Below are 21,434 nucleotides of genomic sequence, written 5' to 3' on the forward strand. Positions count from 1 at the left end.
GTATCAGGTACTGCCCTTTGCGTTGAACCCCGAGGGGCTCTAATAAATTAGCGCTTTTCCAACGCTGCGGGCGGCCAGCTTTCCAGCTTCATACCCAGTGTCAGACCGCGGGAAGCCAAAACTTCCTTGATCTCGTTGAGCGACTTGCGACCCAGGTTAGGCGTCTTGAGCAACTCATTCTCGGTGCGCTGGATCAGGTCACCGATGTAATAGATGTTTTCGGCCTTCAGGCAGTTGGCGGAACGCACGGTCAGTTCCAGCTCGTCCACGGGACGCAGCAAGATCGGATCGAATTGCGTATTGCCGCGTGGTGCTGGCGCGTCGAACGCTGCCAACTCGCTGCCTTCCAACTGTGCGAACACAGCCAGTTGCTCCACCAGAATCTTGGCCGAAGCGCGCACTGCATCTTCAGCAGTGATGGCACCGTTGGTTTCGATTTCGACAACCAGCTTGTCCAGATCGGTACGCTGCTCGACACGCGCGCTTTCGACGGTATAGCTCACGCGCTTGACAGGCGAGAACGATGCGTCCAAAACGATGCGGCCGATTGACTTGTTAGGCTCATCCGCATGGCGGCGCATAGTGCCGGGCACATAGCCGCGACCCTTTTCAACCTTGATCTGCATATCCAATTTGCCGCCGTGCGACAGATTGGCGATGACGTGACCGGGGTTGATGATTTCCACATCATGCGGTGTCTGGATGTCGGCTGCTGTCACCAGACCTTCAACATCCTTGCGCAGGCTCAGTGTGACTTCGTCGCGGTTATGCAACTTGAAGACAACACCCTTCAGGTTCAGCAAAATGTTGACGACGTCTTCTTGGACGCCATCGATAGAGGAGTACTCGTGCAACACGCCGGCAATGGTCACTTCTGTGGCCGCGAAACCAGGCATGGAAGACAACAATACGCGACGAAGCGCGTTACCCAGTGTATGGCCATAGCCACGTTCAAAGGGCTCCAAAGCAACCTTTGCACGATTAGTGCCAAGCTGCTCAACACTGATGGATTTTGGTTTTAGCAAACTGTTTTGCATGCAGACTTCCTCTCAATACCCCCGACTCGTTACGTCGGTAAGGCTGGTGAAGCACCTTGACTGCAGTGCCCCACGGCCAAGGAACGATTTCAACAATTCAGACGCGATTAGCGTGAATACAATTCGACGATCAACGATTCGTTGATGTCTGCAGCAAACTGGTCACGGTCCGGTACAGTCTTGAAAGTGCCTTCGGCCTTTTCAATGTTGACTTCAACCCATGCAGGCATGCCGACTTGTTGTGCCAATTGCAGAGCTTCGACCACACGGTTTTGCTTCTTGGACTTTTCGCGCACCGAGACTACATCACCTGCCTTCACCATGTACGAAGGAATATTGACCGAGCTGCCATTCACGGTGATGGCCTTGTGGGATACCATCTGACGTGCTTCTGCACGTGTCGAACCAAAACCCATACGGTAAACGACGTTGTCTAGACGGGATTCCAACAGGAACAACAGGTTGGCACCGGTGTTGCCCTTGCGGCGGTCAGCTTCTTCGAAATAGCGGCGAAATTGGCGCTCCAGCACGCCATACATACGCTTGACCTTCTGCTTTTCGCGCAGTTGGAGACCGTAGTCGGAGGTGCGAGCACCCGAAGTGCGGCCATGCTGGCCGGGCTTGGAGTCGAACTTGGCCTTGTCACCGATGGCGCGACGGGCGCTCTTCAGGAACAGGTCGGTGCCTTCACGGCGTGAGAGTTTGGCCTTGGGGCCGAGGTAGCGTGCCACTTGATCTTCCTTTTATGTCATCTGCCGCACTAAAAATGCGGGAGCCATCAGCGGTTGCTGATGGCGGTGGGCTTGTTAAAAACTAAATACGACGGCAACTGATTGCAAAGCAATCAGATACGGCGGCGTTTTTGAGGGCGGCAACCGTTGTGTGGAACGGGAGTCACATCAGCAATCATGTTGATGCGAATACCCAATGCTGCTAGCGCGCGAACCGAAGATTCACGGCCAGGACCAGGACCCTTGATTTCAACGTCAAGGTTCTTGATGCCTTGGTCCAAGGCTGCGCGGCCGGCCACTTCGGAAGCTACCTGGGCAGCAAACGGAGTGGACTTGCGAGAGCCCTTGAAACCTTGACCACCGGAAGACGCCCAGGACAACGCATTGCCCTGGCGATCGGTGATCGTGATGATGGTGTTATTGAACGAAGCGTGCACGTGTGCAATGCCGTCCGCAACATTCTTGCGGACCTTTTTGCGAACGCGCTGGGCTGCGTTATTGGAGGGAGCTTTTGCCATGGTGGTCTCTCAATCCCTGTTATTTCTTCAATGACGCAGCAGCCTTACGAGGGCCTTTGCGGGTACGTGCGTTTGTACGGGTACGCTGACCGCGCATGGGCAATCCACGGCGATGGCGGAATCCGCGGTAGCAACCAATGTCCATCAAACGCTTGATGTTCATCGTGGTTTCACGACGCAAGTCACCTTCGATGGTGAATTGAGCGATCTGATCACGGATTTTCTCCAGATCAGAATCAGTCAAATCTTTGACTTTCTTGGAATATGCAATGCCGCAGGCTTCGCAAATCTTGCGAGCGCGAGTGCGACCGATACCAAAAATGGCGGTCAGGCCAATCTCGGAATGCTGTTGCGGCGGAATGTTGATGCCAGCGATACGTGCCATTTTCGTCCTCTAAAACTCTTGCAATTAACCCTGACGCTGCTTGTGGCGTGGATCTGTACAGATCACGCGCACAACGCCTTTGCGTCGGATGATTTTGCAGTTGCGGCAAATTTTCTTGACCGAAGCCGAAACTTTCATATTTCTCTCCTAAAACCCTTCGCCCCGTTCCGACTTTGATTCGCGCGGAACATGCGCTATTTACTTTGCTCTAAACACGATCCTCGCACGACTCAGGTCGTACAGGGTCAATTCGACAGTGACCTTATCACCGGGGAGGATTCGGATGTAATGCATCCGCATCTTGCCGGAAATATGTCCTAACACTACATGACCGTTTTCCAGCCTGACGCGAAATGTCGCTTTGGGGAGGTTTTCTACCACCTCACCCTGCATCTGGATTACGTCATCCCTTGACATATGAACACGCTACCACTCACGAAGGTTTGAAGTTAGCCTTCTTCAATAGCGATTCATACTGCTGGGACATCATGTAGTTCTGAACTTGTGCCATGAAATCCATGGTCACCACAACAATAATCAACAGTGAGGTTCCACCGAAGTAGAACGGCACGTTGTATTTGAGAATCAAAAACTCTGGCAACAGACACACAAAAGTGATGTATATCGCACCGGCCAGCGTCAAGCGAAGCAAGATTTTATCAATATATTTCGCCGTTTGGTCACCAGGACGAATCCCGGGGATGAACGCGCCGCTCTTCTTCAGGTTATCTGCGGTTTCCTTGCTGTTGAAGACCAGCGCGGTGTAGAAGAAGCAGAAAAACACGATAGCACTGGCATACAACATTACGTATACAGGCTGACCGGGACTCAGCGTGCTGGAGATATCCTTCAACCAGCGCATGGAGTCACCTGAGCTGAACCAATTCGCAACCGTTGCGGGCAACAAGATGATGGAAGAAGCGAAGATGGGAGGGATCACACCCGCCATATTCAGCTTCAACGGCAGATGGGAGGATTGACCGCCGTAAACCTTGTTTCCGACCTGACGCCGAGCGTAGTTCACCAAAATCTTCCGCTGGCCACGCTCCACAAAGACCACAAAATACGTGACCAGTGCAACCAGCACAACCACTAGCAGTGCAACGATGATGCTCATAGCACCAGTACGCACCAACTCCAGCAGTCCGCCGATGGCATTGGGCAAACCTGCCGCAATACCACCAAAGATCAATATCGAAATACCGTTGCCCAAACCGCGCTCAGTGATCTGCTCACCCAACCACATCAGAAACATGGTGCCAGCAGTCAGCGTCACAACCGAAGTCATGCGGAACCCAAATCCAGGCGAAATCACCAAGCCAGCAGAGGACTCCAGCGCCAAGGCGATACCCAGCGACTGGAACAGCGCCAGACCCAAGGTGCCATAGCGCGTGTACTGCGTAATCTTGCGACGACCGCCCTCGCCTTCCTTCTTCATCTGCTCAAAAGTTGGCAACACATAGGTCAACAATTGCATGATGATCGATGCCGAGATGTACGGCATGATCCCCAACGCAAAAATCGTAAACCGCGACAGTGCGCCACCTGAGAACATGTTGAACAGGCTCAGGATACCGCCCTGCTGGCCTTTGAACAACTGCTGCAACTGCGTGGGATCAATGCCAGGCACTGGAATGTGTGCGCCAACGCGGTACACGACCAGTGCGAGCAACAAAAACACCAGCCGACGACGCAAGTCACCAAACTTGTCCGTCTTTGCTATTTGAGCGCCGTTAGTTGCCACTGAGTTTTCTCTCGACTTCTGACTTAAGCGACGCTGCCGCCAGCGGCTTCAATAGCCGTCTTAGCGCCGGCAGTCGCACCAATACCGTTCAACTTGACCGATTTGGTCAGAGCGCCCGTATTGATAACCTTGACGACCTTAGCCATTTGACCAACCAACTTGGCTTGCTTCAGCGCCAACAAATCAACCTCAGCCAGGCCCAACACTTCCAATGTAGTCAGTGTGATTTCAGCGTTGAATTGCAGCAGGTGCGATTTGAAACCGCGCTTGGGCAAACGGCGATGCATAGGCATCTGACCGCCTTCAAAGCCAACCTTGTGGTAGCCGCCCGCACGGGATTTTTGTCCCTTGTGGCCGCGACCTGCGGTCTTGCCAATGCCAGAGCCGATACCACGACCGACACGACGCTTGTAATGCTTGGCGCCATCAGCTGGCTTGATGCTATTGAGTTCCATCATCATCGACCTCTTAGAGCACTCGGACCAGGTAACTGATCTTGTTAATCATGCCGCGAACTTCGGGTGTATCCACCAGTTCGCTGGTGCTGCGCAGCTTGCGCAGGCCCAGACCACGCACAGTGGCGCGGTGCGACTCTTTGGTACCAATCGGGCTACGCACCAATTGGATCTTTACAGTTTGTTGTGTTGTCATTTTGAAGTCCGCTTTCAGACGAAGAGTTCTTCAACAGTCTTGCCACGCTTGGCCGCAACTTCAGATGGCGTTGTCGACACCGACAGCGCGTCCAAGGTTGCACGAACCATGTTGTAGGGGTTGGTAGAACCGTGGCTCTTGGCCACGATATCGGTGATACCAACCACTTCGAACACTGCGCGCATAGGACCACCGGCAATGATGCCTGTACCCTTGGGGGCAGGTGCCATCATCACATTGGCAGCGCCGTGATGACCCATCACCTTGTGGTGAATGGAACCATTCTTCAGCGAAACCTTGATCATGTTGCGACGGGCTTCTTCCATAGCCTTCTGCACAGCAGCAGGCACTTCCTTGGATTTACCCTTACCCATACCGATGCGACCTTCGCCATCACCGACCACGGTCAAAGCTGCAAAACCGAGAATACGGCCGCCCTTAACCACTTTGGTGACGCGATTGATCGCGATCATCTTTTCGCGCAGGCCGTCTTCAGGCCCTTCAGCCTTACCCTGCATCTTCGCTTGAACTTTAGCCATTCTGTATTCCGATCTGCTTAGAACTGCAAGCCAGCTTCACGTGCCGCATCAGCCAGCGCTTTGACGCGGCCGTGGTACGCAAAACCTGCACGGTCAAATGCGACTTTTTCGACACCGGCAGCCTTGGCTTTTTCAGCCACACGCTTGCCAATGATCTGGGCCGCGGCAACATTGCCACCCTTGCCCGCGGCACCCAGGGCCTTGCGAACTTCGAGTTCGGCCGTGGAGGCTGCAGCCAGCACCTTGCCACCATCGCCAGAAATAACGCTGGCGTAGATGTGCAAGTTGGTACGGTTCACGGTCAAACGTGCAACGCCTTGCGTAGCAATGCGGATGCGGGTTTGACGGGCTCTGCGAAGACGCTGCTCTTTTTTGGTCAACATGTTGCAGCTCCTTATTTCTTCTTGGTTTCTTTGATCGTGATCTTCTCGTCCGCATAGCGGATGCCTTTGCCCTTGTAGGGCTCTGGCGGACGAACAGCACGAACTTCAGCGGCGATTTGACCCACGCGCTGGCGATCCGCACCCTTGATCAGGATTTCGGTCGGGGTTGGCGTCGCAACCGTGATGCCAGCAGGCATGTCAAAGTTGACAGGGTGTGAATAACCCACAGCCAGATTCAACTTGGCGCCGGTAGCCTGGGCCTTGTAACCCACGCCGATCAGGCTCAGCTTCTTCTCGAAGCCCTTGGTCACACCGACCACCATGTTGTTCACCAATTGGCGCATAGTGCCGGACATGGCATCGGCTTCGCGGGACTCATTGGCCGCCTTGAAGCTCAGCTTGCCAGCGTCGCTCACCACTGTCACCAGCGAATTGAGCGTCAGATGCAAAGTGCCGCCTGTACCCTTGACGCTGATTTGGTTGTCTTTGATAGACACATCCACACCAGCGGGGACAGTAACGGGAAGTTTACCTACACGGGACATTTGTATTTCTCCTCAATGTAGCATTAAGCGACGTAGCACAACACTTCGCCGCCGACACCGGTAGCGCGCGCTTTGCGATCTGTCATGACGCCTTGGGGCGTAGTCACGATGGCAACGCCGAGGCCATTTTGGACCTGGGGGATAGCATCGCTGCCGCGATAAACACGCAGGCCAGGACGGCTGACGCGTTCAATACGCTCAATCACAGGCTTGCCTGCGTAATACTTCAAAGCGATTTCCAGCTCGGACTTGCCGTCAGCTGTAGAGACCTTGAAGTTGTCGATGTAGCCTTCGTCTTTCAACACTTGGGCAATCGCAACCTTCACTTTGGAAGAAGGCACAGAAACGGTAGTCTTGGCTACCATTTGCGCATTGCGGATGCGTGTCAACAAGTCGGCGATGGGATCACTCATGCTCATGTTTGGTTCTCCTATCGCTTACCAGCTGGCCTTGACGATGCCAGGAATTTCTCCGGCAAAGGCCATTTCACGGATCTTGGCGCGGGCCAGGCCAAAGTGCTGGAACGTACCACGTGGGCGTCCAGTAATGGCGCAACGGTTACGCTGACGGGTTGGGTTGGAATTGCGGGGGAGCTTTTGCAAACCAAGACGGGCAGCAGCGCGCTCGTCTTCGGTACGCTTCACGTCACCGGCAATTGCCTTGAATTCAGCGTACTTCTTGGCGTACTTGGCAGCCAATTGATCACGCTTCAGCTCGCGCTGGATTAAAGCCATTTTAGCCACGGGTCACCTCAGTTCTTGAACGGGAAACGGAAGCCAGCGAGCAGCGCCTTGCACTCTTCGTCGGTCTTGGCCGTCGTGGTGATACTAATATTGAGACCACGCAAGGCATCAACCTTGTCATATTCAATTTCAGGAAAAATGATCTGCTCTTTGACGCCGATGTTGTAGTTACCACGGCCATCAAATGCACGACCAGAGATACCACGGAAGTCACGTACGCGGGGCAGAGCCACGGTCACGAAACGATCCAGGAATTCATACATCTGCACGCCACGCAAAGTCACCATGCAACCAATCGCCTGGTCTTCACGGATCTTGAAACCCGCGATAGCCTTCTTAGACTTGGTCACGACAGGCTTTTGCCCAGCAATTTTTGTCAGATCACTGACCGCGTGGTCCATGATCTTTTTGTCGGCGACGGCTTCGCTCACACCCATGTTCAGGGTGATCTTGGTCAGACGCGGCACTTGCATCGGCGAGGTATAGCCAAACTTGGCCATCAGCTCGGGAGCCAGCTTTTCGCGGTATTGTTGTTGCAGACGTGCCATGCTTATGCCACCTTGATTTCTTCGCCGCTGGACTTGAAAACGCGAGCGCGCTTGCCGTCAGCCAACACCTTGATACCTACGCGGTCCGCCTTACCAGTCGCAGCATTGAAAATAGCTACGTTGGACTGGTGGATGGGCATTGTCTTTTCAACAATACCGCCGACCGCACCCTTCATGGGGTTTGGCTTGGTGTGCTTCTTCACCAAGTTAACACCCTCGACCACCAGATGGGAGTCATCTTTGCGCAGGGACACTGTCCCGCGCTTACCCTTATCGCGACCTGCGGTAACGATAACTTCATCGCCCTTGCGAATCTTATTCATGGCGCGTCCTTACAAAACTTCAGGAGCCAGGGACACGATCTTCATGAACTTTTCGGTACGCAGTTCACGCGTAACGGGTCCAAAGATACGGGTGCCGATAGGCTCCAATTTGGCGTTCAGCAACACTGCTGCATTGCCGTCAAACTTCACCAAAGAGCCGTCGCTGCGACGGATGCCCTTAGCAGTACGAACCACAACCGCACTGTAGACTTCGCCCTTTTTGACGCGTCCGCGGGGAGCAGCTTCTTTGATGCTAACTTTGATGATGTCACCGACGCTGGCGTAGCGACGCTTGGAACCGCCGAGCACCTTGATGCACAGGACGGACTTAGCGCCGGTATTGTCAGCGACTTCTAATCGAGATTCAGTCTGGATCATTTCAATATTCCCAACTTGCACCAGGAGCGGCGCTTGCCAGCTCTCTGGCAAACACCAACAACGAGTCAGTCTTGGGCCCGCTGTACTTGACGCGAACCACTCGCGCCACATTCATTTGGGCAGAACCTTCAGCTTTTACAAGCGAAGCCCGCTAGTATGCCACAGCTTTTCTGCCCGTGCAATACCTTTTTGCGGGCGTGTTGCAAGAAAACTGTCGCAGCAGCGCAAAGGGCGCACTTTCTGCCCTGCGACAATGACATTCCACTCGTTAAAAGGGCTGCACCGGCTCTAAGGGATACATCCATGCACCAACACCACATTGCATTCATTGGCGGCGGCAATATGGCCACTGCCATGGTCAGCGGATTACTGAAGCAGGGCTTCCCCGTGGCGCAGATCGATGTGGTGGAACCTTTGGACGAAGCCCGCGCTCGCCTCCTGTCACACCAGGGCATTGCCGCCCAGGCCCAGGCGGGCCCCTTTTTGGGTAGTGCCAGCATCGTCATCTGGGCGGTCAAGCCCCAGTCTTTCAAGGAAGCGGCGCTGCAGAACCGCTTTTACACGCGCGAGGCGCTACACATCAGCGTGGCGGCCGGCATTCCCAGTGACAGCATTGCCAAATGGCTGGGCAACGAGCGCGTGATCCGCACGATGCCCAACACACCGGCGTTGATTGGAAAAGGCATTACCGGCCTGTTCGCCCGCGCCGCCGTGACCGATGCGGACCGCCAGCACGCGGAGCGCGTGGTCTCGGGCATGGGGCAGTTCTTATGGCTCAACAATGAGGCCCAGTTGGACGCCGTGACCGCCATCTCCGGTTCAGGCCCGGCCTATATGTTCTATTTCATGGAGGCCATGACCGCCGCCGGGGCCGAGATGGGCCTGGACCGCGAGCAGGCCTACCAGCTGGCGGTGGCCACCTTTATTGGTGCTGGAGAGCTGGCCCAATCCAGCCACGAGCCACCCGAGATCCTGCGTCAGCGCGTCACGTCCAAAGGCGGCACCACCCATGCGGCCATCACCTCGATGGACGACAGCCATATGAAGGACTTGTTTGCCAAGGCTCTACACGCGGCACACCGGCGGGCCCGTGATATGGGCGCAGAGTTTGGCGAGTCCTCATAGGCGAATAGAGCTGTAGCCCTCGTAGAACGTGCGTAAGCAGCTCCTGTTTTTATAGCGCCTGCCAGAAACCGGGGCGGCTGTAATGCTGCTTCAGGAAGTCGATCCACAGCCGCACGCGCAACGGCAGGTGTTTGCGTTGCGGGAACACCGCATAAATGCCATTGGGTGGCGCAGCAAACTCGTCCAACAACACGACCAGCGCACCGGCGGCGATTTCGGCTTCTACTTCCCAGGTGCTGCGCCAGGCGATGCCGTAGCTGGCCAGGCACCAGTCGTGCAGCACCTGGCCGTCAGAACAATCCAGTGGCCCGACCGGCTTGAAGTGGATAACCTCGCGCGCGCCCTGCGGCCCCACGCTGAAGGCCCAGCCCCGGGTTTGCGATGCGTCACTGGACAATGTCAGGCAATCAAACCGCGCCAGATCCTGCGGGCTCTGCGGCTTGCCATGGCGCTCCACATAGGCCGGCGTGGCCACGCACAGGCGGCGGTTGTCGGCCAGGCGCACGCTGACCAGGGATGAGTCCGGCATGTCTCCCACGCGCACCGCACAGTCGTAGGCCTCACCGGCGATGTCGACAACACGGTCGCTGAGGTTCAATGAAATGGTGACCTCAGGGTGCAGCTCGCGAAACTTGGGCACCAGCGGTGCGACACGGCGGCGGCCAAATCCGGCCGGCGCGGTGATCCGCAAATGCCCACTGGCCTTGACACCACCGGCGCTGACACTGGCCTCGGCATTGGCCAGATCGGCGAGCAGGCGCTGGCAGTCCTCCAGAAACGCACTACCCTCGTGGGTGAGTGTGATGCGCCGCGTGGTGCGCAGCAGCAGCTTGACGCCCAGACGCTCTTCCAGCGCGTCCAGCCGGCGGCCCATGATGGCCGGTGCCACACCTTCAGCGAGTGCGGCCGCGGTCAGGCTGCCGCGGGTTACAACGGCAACAAAGGATTCCAGTTGCTTCAGCTTGTCCATGGTCGGTCAGGCCTGGGGCGCTTCCAGCCGCACCACTCCAGCACGCTGCAGGTCTGCAATCTCTGCTGCGCTGTAGCCCAGGCCCTGCAGAATCTCCGCACCGTGTTCACCCAGGCGCGGCGGGTTCAGGCGCAGGCCCGGCCTCTCGCCGCCGAGCGTGATGGGCAACAACGGCACTTGGGTGGCGCGGCCATCGGGCAGCGTCATCGGCGCCAGACCGCCGGTTTGCTGCAGGTGCGGGTCGTCAAACAGATGCTGCGGGTCGGTAATCGGCGCAAACGGCAGGCCCGCCTGCTCGAAGCGCTGCGACAACTCGGCGCGGTTGAACCGGGCCAGCCGCTGCCGCAGCTCGGGGATCAGCCAGCTGCGCGCCAGCACGCGGTCGTTGTTGGTGGTGACGCGCGGGTCGGCAAACAGGTCGGCGTAGCCAAAGGCCTCGCAAAAGGTCTTCCACTGCCCGTCCCCCACCACGGCCAAAAAGATTTGTTCGGCGTCCTTGACATTGAACACGTCGTAAATACCCCAGGGCGAGATGCGGTCCGGCATGGGTGCGGCGGCCTTGCCCGTCACCGCGAACTGCACCATGTGCTGGGCCACGAGAAAGATGTTGTTCTCGAACAGCGCGCTTTGCACTTCCTGGCCCTTGCCGGTCTGGGCCCGCTGCATCAGCGCTGCCATGGCGCCGATGGCACCAAACATACCGCCCATGATGTCGTTGACGCTGCTGCCGGCGCGCAACGGGTCGCCGGGTCGCCCGGTCATGTAGGCCAGGCCGCCCATCATCTGCACTACCTCGTCCAGCGCCGTGCGGTGGTCATACGGGCCGGGCAGAAAACCCTTGTGGCTGACGTAAATCAGGCGCTCGTCGCGCGGGGCCAGGCTGGCGTAATCCAGGCCCAGGGCCTGCATGGTCTCCGTCTTGAAGTTTTCACTGACGATGTCGGCAGTGGCGATCAGTTTCAACACCACCTCACGTCCCTTGTCGCTTTTGAGGTCAATCGCCAGGCTTTTCTTGTTGCGGTTGAATAGCGGGTAAAAACCTGCGCCGCTGCCCAGCAGCTTGCGTGTGCTGTCACCGGCCAGCGGTTCGACTTTGATGACCTCCGCCCCCAGGTCGCCCAGCACCATGCCGCAAGTTGGGCCCATGACCATATGCGTGAACTCGACGACGCGGACGCCTTGCAAAGGGAGAAGTTTGGAATCCGCCATGGTCCGCCTTATTACAGCTTAATTTGTCATCAATAGATTGATAATTATCCATATAGTATTCTCATTACATATGGAATACAGTAGCCCTCATTCGTAAAAAGGCCTATCACCATGACCACTCCGTCTTCCACACCCCGCACACAAGCACATGGCCTGCAAGTGGCCGCCGTTTTGCACCAGTTCATTGAAGGCAAAGTCTTGCCTGGCACTGGCATAGCACCCGACGCATTCTGGAAAGGCTTTGACGCCATCGTCGCCGACCTGGCCCCGAAGAACATCGCCCTGCTCGCAGAGCGTGACCGCATCCAGTCCGAGATGGACACTTGGCACGCCGCCAACCCCGGCCCCATCACCGACATGCCCGCCTACAAGGCCTTTTTGCAGAAGATTGGCTATCTGGTGGAGAGCCCGAAGAAGGCCAAGATCACGACCAGCAACGTAGACGCCGAGCTGGCCAAACAAGCTGGCCCCCAGTTGGTGGTGCCGGTGTTGAACGCCCGCTACGCACTGAACGCAGCCAACGCCCGCTGGGGCAGCCTGTACGACGCGCTGTATGGCACGGACGTCATCAGTGAAGACAAGGGCCAGGAAAAAGTGGGGCCCAAGGGTTACAACCCCAAGCGCGGCAAAAAGGTCATTGAATATGCGCGCAATGTGCTGGATCGCACGGCGCCGCTCAGGAAGGGCTCGCACGTGGGCTCCATCGGCTACGCGGTCAAGGGCGGTGACCTGGTCGTCACGTTGAAAGACGGCACCAAAAGCAAGCTCTCCGACAAAGCGCAATTCATCGGTTTCCAGGGCGCGGCCAACGCCCCTTCTTCCATCCTGTTGCAACACAACGGCCTGCACATCGACATCATCATCAACCGCGCCACACCCATCGGCAAGACCGATGCGGCCGGCGTAGCTGACCTGGTGCTGGAGGCAGCCTTGTCCACGATCCTGGACCTGGAAGACTCGGTCGCCGTGGTCGACGCCGATGACAAGGTACTGGCCTACAGCAACTGGCTGGGCATTCTGAATGGCACGCTGACCGAATCGTTTGAAAAAGGCGGCAAGACGCTGACCCGCGGCCTGAACCCCGACCGCGTCTACTCGGCGGCCAACGGCAAAGGCAAGGTCACGCTGCACGGTCGCTCGCTGATGTTTGTGCGCAATGTCGGCCACCTGATGACCAACCCTGCCATTCTGTACACCGCCAAGGACGGCAGCACACAAGAGATCCCCGAAGGCATTCTGGATGCGGTTGTCACCACCACGATTGCGATGCACGACCTGGCACGTACCAAGAAAGACGCCGCAAGAGGCATAGTGCGCAATTCGCGCAAGGGCTCGGTCTACATCGTCAAGCCCAAGATGCACGGCCCGTCCGAGGTGGCCTTTGCTGCCGAGCTGTTCAGCCGCGTCGAGAAGATGCTGGGCCTCAAAGACAGCACCGTCAAACTGGGCATCATGGACGAAGAGCGCCGCACATCCGTCAACTTGAAAGCCTGCATTGCCGCGGCCAGCAGCCGCGTCGCCTTCATCAACACCGGTTTCCTGGACCGCACCGGCGACGAGATGCACACCGCCATGCAGGCCGGCCCGATGATCCGCAAGGGCGACATGAAGACCAGCGCCTGGATCGCCGCGTATGAGAAAAACAATGTGTTGGTGGGTTTGAGCTGCGGCCTGCGCGGCAAGGCGCAGATCGGCAAGGGCATGTGGGCCATGCCCGACCTGATGAAGGCCATGATGGAGCAGAAGATTGCCCACCCCAAGGCCGGTGCCAACACCGCCTGGGTGCCCAGCCCCACCGGCGCCACGCTGCACGCGCTGCACTACCACCAGGTGCTGGTCAGCGATGTGCAGAAGGACTTGGAAAAAACCAACTACGAAAAGGCCCGCGACGGTATTCTGGACAACCTGCTGCAAGTGCCGGTCACTACGACGCCCAACTGGACTGCGGCAGAGAAGCAGCAGGAGCTGGACAACAACGCCCAAGGCATCCTGGGTTATGTGGTGCGCTGGGTCGACCAGGGCGTGGGCTGCTCCAAGGTGCCCGACATCCACAACATCGGCCTGATGGAAGACCGTGCCACGCTGCGCATCAGCAGCCAGCACATGGCCAACTGGCTGCACCATGGCGTCGTGACCAAGGAGCAGATCACCGAGACCTTTGAGCGCATGGCTGCCGTCGTGGACAAACAAAACGCTGGTGATAAGCTGTACCAGAAGATGGCCGGCAACTTCGAAACATCGATGGCCTTCAAGGCGGCGTGTGACCTGGTGTTCAAGGGCTTGGCGCAACCCAGCGGCTACACCGAGCCGTTGTTGCATGCCTGGCGCTTGAAGGTGAAGGCTGCGGCCTGAGCAGCAATCTCCGTAGAGCGCTCCTGATTTAGGAGCGGCTTACGCTCATTCCACGAGGGCTAGCGGCCAATCTGGCATTAACCCTCGATCTGCATCGCCGGCCGTGCCTGGACATGGCCCAGCCATCGCTGCACGTGGGCATGGTCGGCCACCGGAGCGCCGACATAGGCGCTGTAGCCCATCACCGAGCCGACCAGCAGGTCCACCAGCGAATACGCGTCGCCCAGCATCCACGGCTGGCGCGCCAGCCTGGTATCGAGCAGGGCCAGCAGTGCATTCAGTTCGGCCCGGGCCGCGTCGGCATGGGCGCTGCTGCGCAGGGCCTCATCACCTTGCGTCGCACGGTGCAGACGCGTCAGCACCGCGCCATAACTGACATAGGACCAGGCACACCACGACAGAGCCTGCAGGCGCTCGGGTGTGCCGGCCGCCGGCCATAGTCCGCGCTCGACGCCATAGGTCTCGCCCAGCCACAGCTGGATGGCCAAAGCCTCGAACATCGGCGCGCCGTCGACCGTCAGCGTCGGCACCTTGCCATTGGGGTTTAGGGCCAGGAAGTCCGGGCGGTGCTGCTCGCCGGCCCGGATGTCGACCTTGACCCGCTCATGCGGCTGGCCCAGCTCGGCCAGCGCACAGGCGACGGGGGTGGCGCTGGACATGGGGTGCCAGTACAAAACGATGGAGGACATAGTGTGTTTTCCTTTCGATGCATCGACACAGCGCCGATGAAGCTATCACTGTAGAAACCATTGCGGACAAATTCGGCCCTCAATCGTGGCTATAGTGGCCCGATGTTGAGTGCCTCTTCGCGCCTGCTGCGCCTCTTGTCCCTGCTACAGACCCGACGCCATTGGGCCGGGCCGGAGCTGGCCGAGCGCCTGACCGTGCATCCGCGTACGCTGCGGCGCGATATCGACCGGCTGCGCACACTGGGCTATCCGGTTGCGGCCAGCAGCGGCGTTGCGGGCGGCTATGCCATGCGGCCGGGCCAGGCCCTACCGCCGCTGCTGCTGGACGACGACGAAGCACTGGCTGTCGCGATCGCCCTGCGCACCGCCGCCTCCGGCCGGGTCGGCGGCATCGAAGAACCCGCGCTGCAGGCCATGGTCAAGCTCGAGCAGCTGATGCCGCTGCGCTTGCGCCAGCGCGCCGATGCGCTGCGCTCAGCAGTGCACGCCCTGGATGTCGTCGGGCCCAGCGTCGATGCCGGCCTGCTGACCGATCTCGCCGGTGCCTGCCGCGACCAGTTAGGCCTGGACTTCGACTATGTGGACGCGAAGGGTGGGCACAGCCGGCGGACGGTCGAACCGCAGGGCGTGGTCCACACCGGCAGCCGCTGGTATCTGGTGGCCTGGGACCGGGGGCGCAGCGACTGGCGCACTTTCCGCATCGACCGCATTGCCGGTGCAGCAACCGTCGGTGGGCATTTTGCGCCGCGCGTTGGCCCCGACGGTGGCGATCTGCGTGCCTTTGTTGCACGCTCCCTGGTCATTGCACCCGGTGCCGAGCAAGCCCGGGTGATCCTGCACGCCCCGCTGGCCCAGATGGCCGCCCGCATTCCGGCCACGGCCGCGCGGCTGGAAGCGGTCGACGGCGATGAGGGGCGCTGCCTGCTGCAATGCGGCACCCATGCGCTCGATTCGTTGGTCTACTGGCTGATCGTGCTGGAGGTCGAGTTCGAGGTGCTGGAGCCGCCGGCCTTGCGGGAACGCTTGGCACTTGCGGCGCAGCGGATCATGCGCAGCCTGGCGAGGGGCTGACGCGGTGGTCTGCAACTTCGGCACGTCTGTGGCCGGATCGGCAAGCCCCGCAAATCGCTCCTGATTTAGGAGCGAACTGCACATATTCCACGAGGGCTGGAGGCCAATTAGGCGCATAACCATCCCTCCAAAACGTGGCCTCAGGGGACCGTGCTCTTGTGGGACATTCTGATCACGGCGGCTTGGTACCATACGTTTATGCCCTCTGCCAAACTCCTCTTCCCTCGCCTCAAGAACTGCTCGACAGCAAGTCTGCGGTTGATGCGGGTCCCGACGTTTCGGAGCGAATGATTGGCTAGTCTTTTTCACAATCTAAACCCGGAGAAGGCGCTGATCTGGCGGATCATCCACCGCGACAATTTGCCGTGGGTGCTGCAGCATGGTCTGCACTGCGGTAACGGTGCCCAACGTGCCCCCAACTGGGTGAGCATTGGCAATTCGGAGTTGATAGACAAGCGGGCACGCCACTCGGTGCCAGTGCCACCGGGCGGGCTGCTTAACGATTACGTGCCTTTCTATTTCACGCCCTTCTCGGTGATGATGCGTAACATCCGCTCCGGGCGCGGCGGCGTGCAGCAGCGGCAGAACGACGAGATCGTGATTCTGGTGTCCAGCCTGCACCATGTAGCCCAGCAGGGGCTGCCGTTTTTGTTCACCGACAAGCATGCTTATTACCGCTGGGCCACGTATTACAACGACTTGGCCCATCTGGACAAGGTGGACTGGCAACTTTTGCAGGCCCGGGATTTCAAGCGGGACGAGAACGATCCTGCCAAGTTTGAGCGTTATCAGGCCGAAGCGCTGATCCACCGACACTGCCCGGTATCCGGGTTGGTAGGTATTGTTTGCCATTCAGAAGCAGGCAAAATACAGGCTCAGGCGCAAGTTGCAGCCCTTGGGCTGAACTTGCCGGTTCATGCACGTCCGGGGTGGTATTTCTGATGCTCTATTTCACAACAGGTAATTTGCTGGAAGCCCGCGCGCAAGCGCTGGTGAACACAGTGAACACCGTGGGCGTGATGGGCAAAGGCATTGCGCTGATGTTCAAAGAGCGCTTTGACGACAACTACCGCGAGTACGCAGCCGCATGCAAAGCGAACGAGGTGCGCACCGGCCACATGTTCATCACCCAGCCCGCCGAACTGGATGGCCCGCGCTGGATCGTGAACTTCCCCACCAAGCAGCACTGGCGCTCACCGTCTAAGCTCGAATGGGTGACCGAGGGATTGCAAGACCTTCGCAAGTTTCTGATCTACAACAAGGTCAAATCCATCGCAATCCCCCCCTTGGGCGCGGGCAATGGCGGACTGGACTGGGAAGTGGTGAAGCCAGAAGTTGAACGTGCGCTGGGCGATCTGACCGATATTGAGATCACAGTGTTTGAGCCCACCAAGCAGTACCAGAACGTAGCCAAGCGCACAGGGGTTGAAAAGCTGACTCCGGCCCGCGCGCTGATTGCTGAGCTGGTGCGCCGCTACTGGGTGCTGGGAATGGAATGCAGCTTGCTGGAAATTCAAAAGCTGGCTTGGTTTCTGGAGCGCTCTATCGAACGGCTCATGCCTGGTGACAATCCGTTGGATCTGCAGTTTGAAGCGAATCGATATGGCCCATACGCAAACCGCCTGGACAAGCTGATCGACAAGCTGGATGGCAGCTATCTGCATTGCGATAAACGTATTGCTGACGCGGACAAGCTGGATGTAATTTGGTTTGATGATGATCGCAAAGACTTGGTACAGGCCTTCTTGCAAAGCGAGGCCAAAGCTTATCTTCCGGCGCTCGAAGAAACAGCCGCACTGATTGACGGATTTGAATCCCCGTTTGGCATGGAGCTGCTTGCAACAGTGGATTGGCTTTTGATCAACCAGCATGTAAGCCCTACTGTTTCTGCCGTGCGCGAAGGTTTGCTGGCTTGGCCCGTACCTGGCGCAGCGCAACGTAAGGCAAAGTTGTTTCACGACGAGGCTATTGGCTTTGCATTAGAGCGACTGACCAACCCACCACGCCAAGCCACTGCTACCTGACTCCGCGCGCCCCTACAGGAGTGGAGCGGGGTAGAGCTACCTTTCTAGCAGCAACCAACCACACAGGGCTGGCGGGGCGCTCACTTGGATCTTTAGGCCATTCTGAATACCCCGCCACGCCGATGCTCCGTCAGGCTTTGACCCAGGCGCTGCGGTAGTCGGCCGCGTACTGTTCCAGTGTGATGGGTGGGCGGCCCAGCAGCGTTTGCACGGTGTCCGTCGTGCGCTCGGAATAGCCCAACTTAAAGTAACCCAGAATCATCAGCAAAAACTCGGCATAGGCCGGTGGCAGGCCCGCCTGCAACAGAGCGCCGCGCATATCGCCCTCGGGAATGTCCTGGTAGGTGATCGTCTGGCCGGTCGCTTTCGACAAAATGGCTGCCACCGCGTCGTGGTCCATCGCCACCCCGCCGGTCAGATCAAAGTCGCGCTGGTTGAAGTCGTCGGTGCTCAGCAGGCGCGCAGCCACTGCGGCGATATCGCGTGCATCAATGAAGCTGCCTTTGGCGGAGCCCACCGGCAGGAAGATCTTTCCGTGCTCCAGGATGCCCTGGATCCAGAACGAGTTGAAGTTCTGCATGAACCAGTTGGGCCGGATGATGTTGTACGCCAGCCCCGAGTTTTCCAGATGCACCTCGGCTTTGCGCATCGGTGCGTTGTCATCTGCGTTGGCCCCCATGGCGGTCATCAGAACGATCTTCTGCACACCGTGGGCTTTGGCGGCGTCTACCACCGGGTTGAGCAGTTCGTCCTGGTTGGTGTGGCCGGGCGGGGACAACATGAAAACTTTGCTGACACCGCGCAGCGCCGTATCCAGGCCGGCACGGGTTACCAGATTCAGGTGTACCTCGGTAGCGGCATCGGTGACCGAGCGGCTGGTCGCTTTGAGGACGCTGTGCCCTGCCGCGCGCAACAAGCGTACGAGTTCAGAACCGACCGTGCCGTTGGCACCGATGACGAGTATGTGGGACATTTTTGTTTCCTAGAAAAGTTGTGGACGAGCGAATGATCCGCCCAAACATCCGTACTGCGAATAGACAAAAAAACATTTTTCATGTCCAATCGTCCGAACAGTGCACCACACCAGCCCCCGCAAGGGGACTTGAGACCAATGGATCTATTGACCGACATTTTTCGCCAGGCAGGGCTGCGCCGCCGGCTTTTGGACCGGCGCCACCTGCGTGATGCCAGCGCGCTACAGTTCCCGTGCGAACGCAGCATGGGCGTGCACGTGGTCACGGCGGGGCAGGTGTATTTGCATTCCACGTCCCTGCCGCAACCCCTGTGTTTGCAGGCCGGTGATATGGCGGTCATGGCGCGCGGCTGCGTGCACAGCATCAGCACCCACGAAGACATGACGTCTGCGCAAACCGTAGCCCTCGACCACGCATGGCCCTTACCAGAAGCGGGTGCACCTGCCGATTCGCCGCAGAACGCACTCATCAGCGGCGCCTACCAGTTCTGGCACACACCCGTGCACCCCTTCTTTGCCGAGATGCCGGGCTGGCTGGTATTGACCACACAAGATGGTCCCTACCCGCCTGCCATCGCGCACAGCATGCAACTGCTGCAACAAGAACTGGCCCTGCGCGAGCTGGGCAGCGAGACCCTGGTGTACGGGCTGCTGGACGTGATTTTTGTATTGCTGATGCGCGAGATGTTGCAGCGCCAGGGCAAAGGCACACCGAGCTGGAGCCACGGCATCCAGGACCCGCAGGTGATGAAGGCCGTACAAGCTATGCACGACGACTGCGCCCGCGCCTGGACGCTGGACGCGTTGGCACAGCATGCAGGGCTGTCGCGCACCAGCCTGGCAGAGCGATTTCGCGAATCGATGGGCAATACGCCACTCAACTATTTGCGCACGGTGCGCATGCAAAAAGCCATGGCCGCGCTGAGCGAGTCGGAGCGCTCACTGGAGCAGATTGCGCAAGAGGTTGGCTACACCGATGCATTCAGCTTTTCCAAGGTTTTCAAGCGCACGGTGGGCACGGCCCCACGCGACTTCCGCCGCCAGGACACGCAGGACAAATCGCTGGCTTGGCGCATCGGCTAACGCCGGTTGCGCATTGATGAACTGCCTCTAATTCAACGGGACCGGTTTGGCGAGGTACGCCTCGGAGAGACGTTTGAATTGCCCACCATCGGTATCGATGTTTGTCTGCCCGCCGGCACCGACACTAAACACTACAGCGGCCCCTCCAATCGCGGTTAGGTCAGTAGGGTGTGTCAGGAAGTACTGCATCCGGTTGTCCCTGTAAGCGCCCGGCGTTCCACCCACCGTCGACGAGGGAACGCCCATGGGGGTTTGCCACCAAACCAAGGGGAGCCCGATAGTCTTTGCGTAAGTGCTGGCTTCAGAAAGGTGGTTACGGTACGCATTGTCATCCCAGTACCAACCCGAGCCGCCGCGGGAACAGTTGGAGCCTTGTACTTCAAAACAACCGGCGTCTCGGTCTAGCGTTTGCACCGCAGTAAAGTCGGCATACTGCGCGCCGAGAACTGCCATATACGATGCAACATCTTGGGCGGACTTGCCACCCCATGTCGATGGCGAGAAACCAAGCAAAGCTGCAGGCGCATGTTTGCGTCCGAGTTCCACCAAACACCCAACGATCCCAACTGCATTGTCAGGCTGATCGGCGCACCCGCTACCGCGAGAAACCTGGGCGGGCAATCGGCGTGGATCGTTACCGGGTGATTGCTGCTGAACATAGCCCCAGAAATCGGGCTCAAAGTTGATCAATACAGGTTTGCCATAAATGCTGAGCCGTTGGTACAACAAACGCACGTTGATCCAATATTTCTCCATGAAAGCCGGATCATTGATGCCAGACAGATTGCCGTCACCGTTTGACGCCATTTGATAAAACGTAAACATGGGAACTGCGCCCATTTTGTCTGCCTTGGCAGCAGCAACGTTTACATAGGCCCCACTAGGGCTGTTCCAGGTTGGCCAAGCGTCGGCACCAACGCCCACCAGATAGGCATCGTTGATGTCTGGTTTGAGCCCTTGCGCTTGGACCGAGCTCTCAGATGACCCTGTGCCGAGTCCAACCAAAAGACGGCTCGGCTTTTTCAGTTTGCCGGCCAAAGCCGCAGCACGTGCAGTCACTGAAACGGGGCTGGACGCGCCAACACTTAGAACGCTGTAGTCAGCGCCGAGTTGAACCAATACGTTGCCATAAGTCGTGGCGCCGTCTACATCGACACCCGCAAGGGACAGCAAATTTGATTGCGCATTGAACGTATCGGCTGCGGCGGAAGCAGACGCGTTACCAGCACTGACGACCGTATAAGTGCCAATTTTTGCCTGGACGTTTAAATACTGGGTCGGCCCCACCTGAATGCTGGGAAGGGTCAGGATTTTTGTTGATGTATTGAACGAGTCATTGGCGTGTACTGGAGCCGACAACATCGCCATTGCGGACAATAGACTTGAAAAGCTAACACTGGTCTTCTTCAGCAT

The 21,434-nt window shown here is 58.2% G+C and carries 28 protein-coding genes; 6 read left to right on the top strand and 22 right to left on the bottom strand.

Annotated elements, in window-relative coordinates:
• Positions 1-47: 47 nt before the first annotated feature.
• The 17 genes from AC097P_RS22550 to rplN all read right to left on the bottom strand — a co-directional run bounded on the left by AC097P_RS22550 (position 48) and on the right by rplN (position 8,525).
• Positions 48-1,037, bottom strand: a complete 990-nt coding sequence (locus AC097P_RS22550; protein ID WP_479612689.1) for a DNA-directed RNA polymerase subunit alpha — start codon at positions 1,035-1,037, stop codon at positions 48-50.
• A 107-nt stretch (positions 1,038-1,144) separates the two neighbouring features.
• Positions 1,145-1,768 carry a 30S ribosomal protein S4 gene (gene rpsD / locus AC097P_RS22555; RefSeq protein ID WP_295771026.1) on the bottom strand — a complete coding sequence of 208 codons (624 nt, stop codon included), beginning with the start codon at positions 1,766-1,768 and terminating at the stop codon, positions 1,145-1,147.
• Between the two features lie 113 nt (positions 1,769-1,881).
• Positions 1,882-2,286 carry a 30S ribosomal protein S11 gene (gene rpsK / locus AC097P_RS22560; RefSeq protein WP_479612690.1) on the bottom strand — a complete coding sequence of 135 codons (405 nt, stop codon included), beginning with the start codon at positions 2,284-2,286 and terminating at the stop codon, positions 1,882-1,884.
• Positions 2,287-2,305: 19 nt separating this feature from the next.
• Entirely contained in the window at positions 2,306-2,671 is a 366-nt protein-coding gene (gene rpsM / locus AC097P_RS22565) for a 30S ribosomal protein S13 (protein ID WP_114972516.1), read from the bottom strand.
• 24 nt (positions 2,672-2,695) lie between these two features.
• Positions 2,696-2,809 carry a 50S ribosomal protein L36 gene (rpmJ, locus tag AC097P_RS22570; protein WP_012348927.1) on the bottom strand — a complete coding sequence of 38 codons (114 nt, stop codon included), beginning with the start codon at positions 2,807-2,809 and terminating at the stop codon, positions 2,696-2,698.
• A 60-nt stretch (positions 2,810-2,869) separates the two neighbouring features.
• Positions 2,870-3,088 (bottom strand): translation initiation factor IF-1, encoded by a 219-nt coding sequence (gene infA / locus AC097P_RS22575; RefSeq protein ID WP_479612691.1) that lies wholly within the window; start codon positions 3,086-3,088, stop codon positions 2,870-2,872.
• Positions 3,089-3,104: 16 nt separating this feature from the next.
• Complete coding sequence (gene secY, locus AC097P_RS22580) at positions 3,105-4,415, bottom strand: preprotein translocase subunit SecY (RefSeq protein WP_479612692.1); 1,311 nt, start codon at positions 4,413-4,415, stop codon at positions 3,105-3,107.
• Positions 4,416-4,438: 23 nt separating this feature from the next.
• Positions 4,439-4,870 carry a 50S ribosomal protein L15 gene (gene rplO / locus AC097P_RS22585; RefSeq protein ID WP_479612693.1) on the bottom strand — a complete coding sequence of 144 codons (432 nt, stop codon included), beginning with the start codon at positions 4,868-4,870 and terminating at the stop codon, positions 4,439-4,441.
• 13 nt (positions 4,871-4,883) lie between these two features.
• The gene (gene rpmD, locus AC097P_RS22590) at positions 4,884-5,066 is read right to left on the bottom strand and encodes a 50S ribosomal protein L30 (protein WP_315487710.1); all 183 of its coding nucleotides are present in this window, start codon (positions 5,064-5,066) and stop codon (positions 4,884-4,886) included.
• 14 nt (positions 5,067-5,080) lie between these two features.
• Complete coding sequence (gene rpsE / locus AC097P_RS22595; protein WP_209394003.1) at positions 5,081-5,605, bottom strand: 30S ribosomal protein S5; 525 nt, start codon at positions 5,603-5,605, stop codon at positions 5,081-5,083.
• 17 nt (positions 5,606-5,622) lie between these two features.
• Positions 5,623-5,988: a 50S ribosomal protein L18 gene (gene rplR / locus AC097P_RS22600; protein ID WP_315487709.1), complete on the bottom strand. Its 366-nt coding sequence runs from the start codon at positions 5,986-5,988 to the stop codon at positions 5,623-5,625.
• Positions 5,989-5,999: 11 nt separating this feature from the next.
• A complete protein-coding gene (rplF, locus tag AC097P_RS22605) occupies positions 6,000-6,533 on the bottom strand; it encodes a 50S ribosomal protein L6 (RefSeq protein WP_479612694.1) in 534 nt (177 codons plus the stop codon).
• A 23-nt stretch (positions 6,534-6,556) separates the two neighbouring features.
• Positions 6,557-6,952 (bottom strand): 30S ribosomal protein S8, encoded by a 396-nt coding sequence (gene rpsH / locus AC097P_RS22610; RefSeq protein ID WP_315487707.1) that lies wholly within the window; start codon positions 6,950-6,952, stop codon positions 6,557-6,559.
• Positions 6,953-6,970: 18 nt separating this feature from the next.
• The gene (gene rpsN, locus AC097P_RS22615) at positions 6,971-7,276 is read right to left on the bottom strand and encodes a 30S ribosomal protein S14 (RefSeq protein ID WP_479612695.1); all 306 of its coding nucleotides are present in this window, start codon (positions 7,274-7,276) and stop codon (positions 6,971-6,973) included.
• Between the two features lie 8 nt (positions 7,277-7,284).
• Positions 7,285-7,824 carry a 50S ribosomal protein L5 gene (gene rplE, locus AC097P_RS22620; RefSeq protein ID WP_479612696.1) on the bottom strand — a complete coding sequence of 180 codons (540 nt, stop codon included), beginning with the start codon at positions 7,822-7,824 and terminating at the stop codon, positions 7,285-7,287.
• Positions 7,825-7,826: 2 nt separating this feature from the next.
• Positions 7,827-8,147 (bottom strand): 50S ribosomal protein L24, encoded by a 321-nt coding sequence (rplX, locus tag AC097P_RS22625; RefSeq protein WP_479612697.1) that lies wholly within the window; start codon positions 8,145-8,147, stop codon positions 7,827-7,829.
• A gap of 9 nt (positions 8,148-8,156) precedes the next feature.
• Entirely contained in the window at positions 8,157-8,525 is a 369-nt protein-coding gene (gene rplN, locus AC097P_RS22630; RefSeq protein WP_117178124.1) for a 50S ribosomal protein L14, read from the bottom strand.
• A 303-nt stretch (positions 8,526-8,828) separates the two neighbouring features.
• Here rplN and proC point away from each other — a divergent pair, with 303 nt between their 5' ends.
• Complete coding sequence (gene proC, locus AC097P_RS22635; RefSeq protein ID WP_479612698.1) at positions 8,829-9,650, top strand: pyrroline-5-carboxylate reductase; 822 nt, start codon at positions 8,829-8,831, stop codon at positions 9,648-9,650.
• A 49-nt stretch (positions 9,651-9,699) separates the two neighbouring features.
• Here proC and AC097P_RS22640 read toward each other — a convergent pair whose 3' ends face one another.
• Positions 9,700-10,620: a LysR family transcriptional regulator gene (locus tag AC097P_RS22640; RefSeq protein WP_479612699.1), complete on the bottom strand. Its 921-nt coding sequence runs from the start codon at positions 10,618-10,620 to the stop codon at positions 9,700-9,702.
• Positions 10,621-10,626: 6 nt separating this feature from the next.
• Positions 10,627-11,829: a CaiB/BaiF CoA transferase family protein gene (locus AC097P_RS22645; protein WP_479612700.1), complete on the bottom strand. Its 1,203-nt coding sequence runs from the start codon at positions 11,827-11,829 to the stop codon at positions 10,627-10,629.
• 111 nt (positions 11,830-11,940) lie between these two features.
• Between AC097P_RS22645 and AC097P_RS22650 the strand changes: the two genes are divergently transcribed.
• Positions 11,941-14,181 (top strand): malate synthase G, encoded by a 2,241-nt coding sequence (locus AC097P_RS22650; protein WP_479612701.1) that lies wholly within the window; start codon positions 11,941-11,943, stop codon positions 14,179-14,181.
• A gap of 77 nt (positions 14,182-14,258) precedes the next feature.
• Here AC097P_RS22650 and AC097P_RS22655 read toward each other — a convergent pair whose 3' ends face one another.
• Entirely contained in the window at positions 14,259-14,870 is a 612-nt protein-coding gene (locus AC097P_RS22655; RefSeq protein WP_479612702.1) for a glutathione S-transferase family protein, read from the bottom strand.
• A gap of 102 nt (positions 14,871-14,972) precedes the next feature.
• On the opposite strand from AC097P_RS22655, the gene AC097P_RS22660 reads away from it, so the two are divergent.
• The 3 genes from AC097P_RS22660 to darG all read left to right on the top strand — a co-directional run bounded on the left by AC097P_RS22660 (position 14,973) and on the right by darG (position 17,965).
• Complete coding sequence (locus AC097P_RS22660; RefSeq protein WP_479612703.1) at positions 14,973-15,941, top strand: helix-turn-helix transcriptional regulator; 969 nt, start codon at positions 14,973-14,975, stop codon at positions 15,939-15,941.
• A 291-nt stretch (positions 15,942-16,232) separates the two neighbouring features.
• The gene (gene darT, locus AC097P_RS22665) at positions 16,233-16,883 is read left to right on the top strand and encodes a type II toxin-antitoxin system toxin DNA ADP-ribosyl transferase DarT (protein ID WP_479612704.1); all 651 of its coding nucleotides are present in this window, start codon (positions 16,233-16,235) and stop codon (positions 16,881-16,883) included.
• Positions 16,883-17,965 carry a type II toxin-antitoxin system antitoxin DNA ADP-ribosyl glycohydrolase DarG gene (gene darG, locus AC097P_RS22670; protein ID WP_479612705.1) on the top strand — a complete coding sequence of 361 codons (1,083 nt, stop codon included), beginning with the start codon at positions 16,883-16,885 and terminating at the stop codon, positions 17,963-17,965. The genes darT and darG overlap by 1 nt, the downstream gene beginning before the upstream one ends.
• Positions 17,966-18,095: 130 nt before the next feature.
• Here the strand turns inward: darG and AC097P_RS22675 are convergent, their stop codons facing one another.
• The gene (locus AC097P_RS22675; RefSeq protein WP_479612706.1) at positions 18,096-18,938 is read right to left on the bottom strand and encodes an SDR family oxidoreductase; all 843 of its coding nucleotides are present in this window, start codon (positions 18,936-18,938) and stop codon (positions 18,096-18,098) included.
• A gap of 138 nt (positions 18,939-19,076) precedes the next feature.
• Between AC097P_RS22675 and AC097P_RS22680 the strand changes: the two genes are divergently transcribed.
• Entirely contained in the window at positions 19,077-20,021 is a 945-nt protein-coding gene (locus AC097P_RS22680) for a cupin domain-containing protein (protein ID WP_479612707.1), read from the top strand.
• Positions 20,022-20,048: 27 nt separating this feature from the next.
• Here AC097P_RS22680 and AC097P_RS22685 read toward each other — a convergent pair whose 3' ends face one another.
• Positions 20,049-21,434 (bottom strand): hypothetical protein, encoded by a 1,386-nt coding sequence (locus AC097P_RS22685; protein ID WP_479612708.1) that lies wholly within the window; start codon positions 21,432-21,434, stop codon positions 20,049-20,051.

Source organism: Rhodoferax sp. ZS1R8 (genome assembly GCF_056521325.1).

Bases quoted from the DNA above. Each gene is read 5' to 3' on its own strand.
- AC097P_RS22550 (WP_479612689.1), bottom strand. From the start codon at position 1,037: ATGCAAAACAGTTTGCTAAAACCAAAATCCATCAGTGTTGAGCAGCTT.
- rpsK (WP_479612690.1), bottom strand. From the start codon at position 2,286: ATGGCAAAAGCTCCCTCCAATAACGCAGCCCAGCGCGTTCGCAAAAAG.
- rpsM (WP_114972516.1), bottom strand. From the start codon at position 2,671: ATGGCACGTATCGCTGGCATCAACATTCCGCCGCAACAGCATTCCGAG.
- rpmJ (WP_012348927.1), bottom strand. From the start codon at position 2,809: ATGAAAGTTTCGGCTTCGGTCAAGAAAATTTGCCGCAACTGCAAAATC.
- infA (WP_479612691.1), bottom strand. From the start codon at position 3,088: ATGTCAAGGGATGACGTAATCCAGATGCAGGGTGAGGTGGTAGAAAAC.
- rplO (WP_479612693.1), bottom strand. From the start codon at position 4,870: ATGGAACTCAATAGCATCAAGCCAGCTGATGGCGCCAAGCATTACAAG.
- rpmD (WP_315487710.1), bottom strand. From the start codon at position 5,066: ATGACAACACAACAAACTGTAAAGATCCAATTGGTGCGTAGCCCGATT.
- rpsE (WP_209394003.1), bottom strand. From the start codon at position 5,605: ATGGCTAAAGTTCAAGCGAAGATGCAGGGTAAGGCTGAAGGGCCTGAA.
- rplR (WP_315487709.1), bottom strand. From the start codon at position 5,988: ATGTTGACCAAAAAAGAGCAGCGTCTTCGCAGAGCCCGTCAAACCCGC.
- rplF (WP_479612694.1), bottom strand. From the start codon at position 6,533: ATGTCCCGTGTAGGTAAACTTCCCGTTACTGTCCCCGCTGGTGTGGAT.
- rpsH (WP_315487707.1), bottom strand. From the start codon at position 6,952: ATGAGCATGAGTGATCCCATCGCCGACTTGTTGACACGCATCCGCAAT.
- rplE (WP_479612696.1), bottom strand. From the start codon at position 7,824: ATGGCACGTCTGCAACAACAATACCGCGAAAAGCTGGCTCCCGAGCTG.
- rplX (WP_479612697.1), bottom strand. From the start codon at position 8,147: ATGAATAAGATTCGCAAGGGCGATGAAGTTATCGTTACCGCAGGTCGC.
- rplN (WP_117178124.1), bottom strand. From the start codon at position 8,525: ATGATCCAGACTGAATCTCGATTAGAAGTCGCTGACAATACCGGCGCT.
- proC (WP_479612698.1), top strand. From the start codon at position 8,829: ATGCACCAACACCACATTGCATTCATTGGCGGCGGCAATATGGCCACT.
- AC097P_RS22640 (WP_479612699.1), bottom strand. From the start codon at position 10,620: ATGGACAAGCTGAAGCAACTGGAATCCTTTGTTGCCGTTGTAACCCGC.
- AC097P_RS22645 (WP_479612700.1), bottom strand. From the start codon at position 11,829: ATGGCGGATTCCAAACTTCTCCCTTTGCAAGGCGTCCGCGTCGTCGAG.
- AC097P_RS22650 (WP_479612701.1), top strand. From the start codon at position 11,941: ATGACCACTCCGTCTTCCACACCCCGCACACAAGCACATGGCCTGCAA.
- AC097P_RS22655 (WP_479612702.1), bottom strand. From the start codon at position 14,870: ATGTCCTCCATCGTTTTGTACTGGCACCCCATGTCCAGCGCCACCCCC.
- AC097P_RS22660 (WP_479612703.1), top strand. From the start codon at position 14,973: ATGTTGAGTGCCTCTTCGCGCCTGCTGCGCCTCTTGTCCCTGCTACAG.
- darG (WP_479612705.1), top strand. From the start codon at position 16,883: ATGCTCTATTTCACAACAGGTAATTTGCTGGAAGCCCGCGCGCAAGCG.
- AC097P_RS22675 (WP_479612706.1), bottom strand. From the start codon at position 18,938: ATGTCCCACATACTCGTCATCGGTGCCAACGGCACGGTCGGTTCTGAA.
- AC097P_RS22680 (WP_479612707.1), top strand. From the start codon at position 19,077: ATGGATCTATTGACCGACATTTTTCGCCAGGCAGGGCTGCGCCGCCGG.
- AC097P_RS22685 (WP_479612708.1), bottom strand. From the start codon at position 21,434: ATGCTGAAGAAGACCAGTGTTAGCTTTTCAAGTCTATTGTCCGCAATG.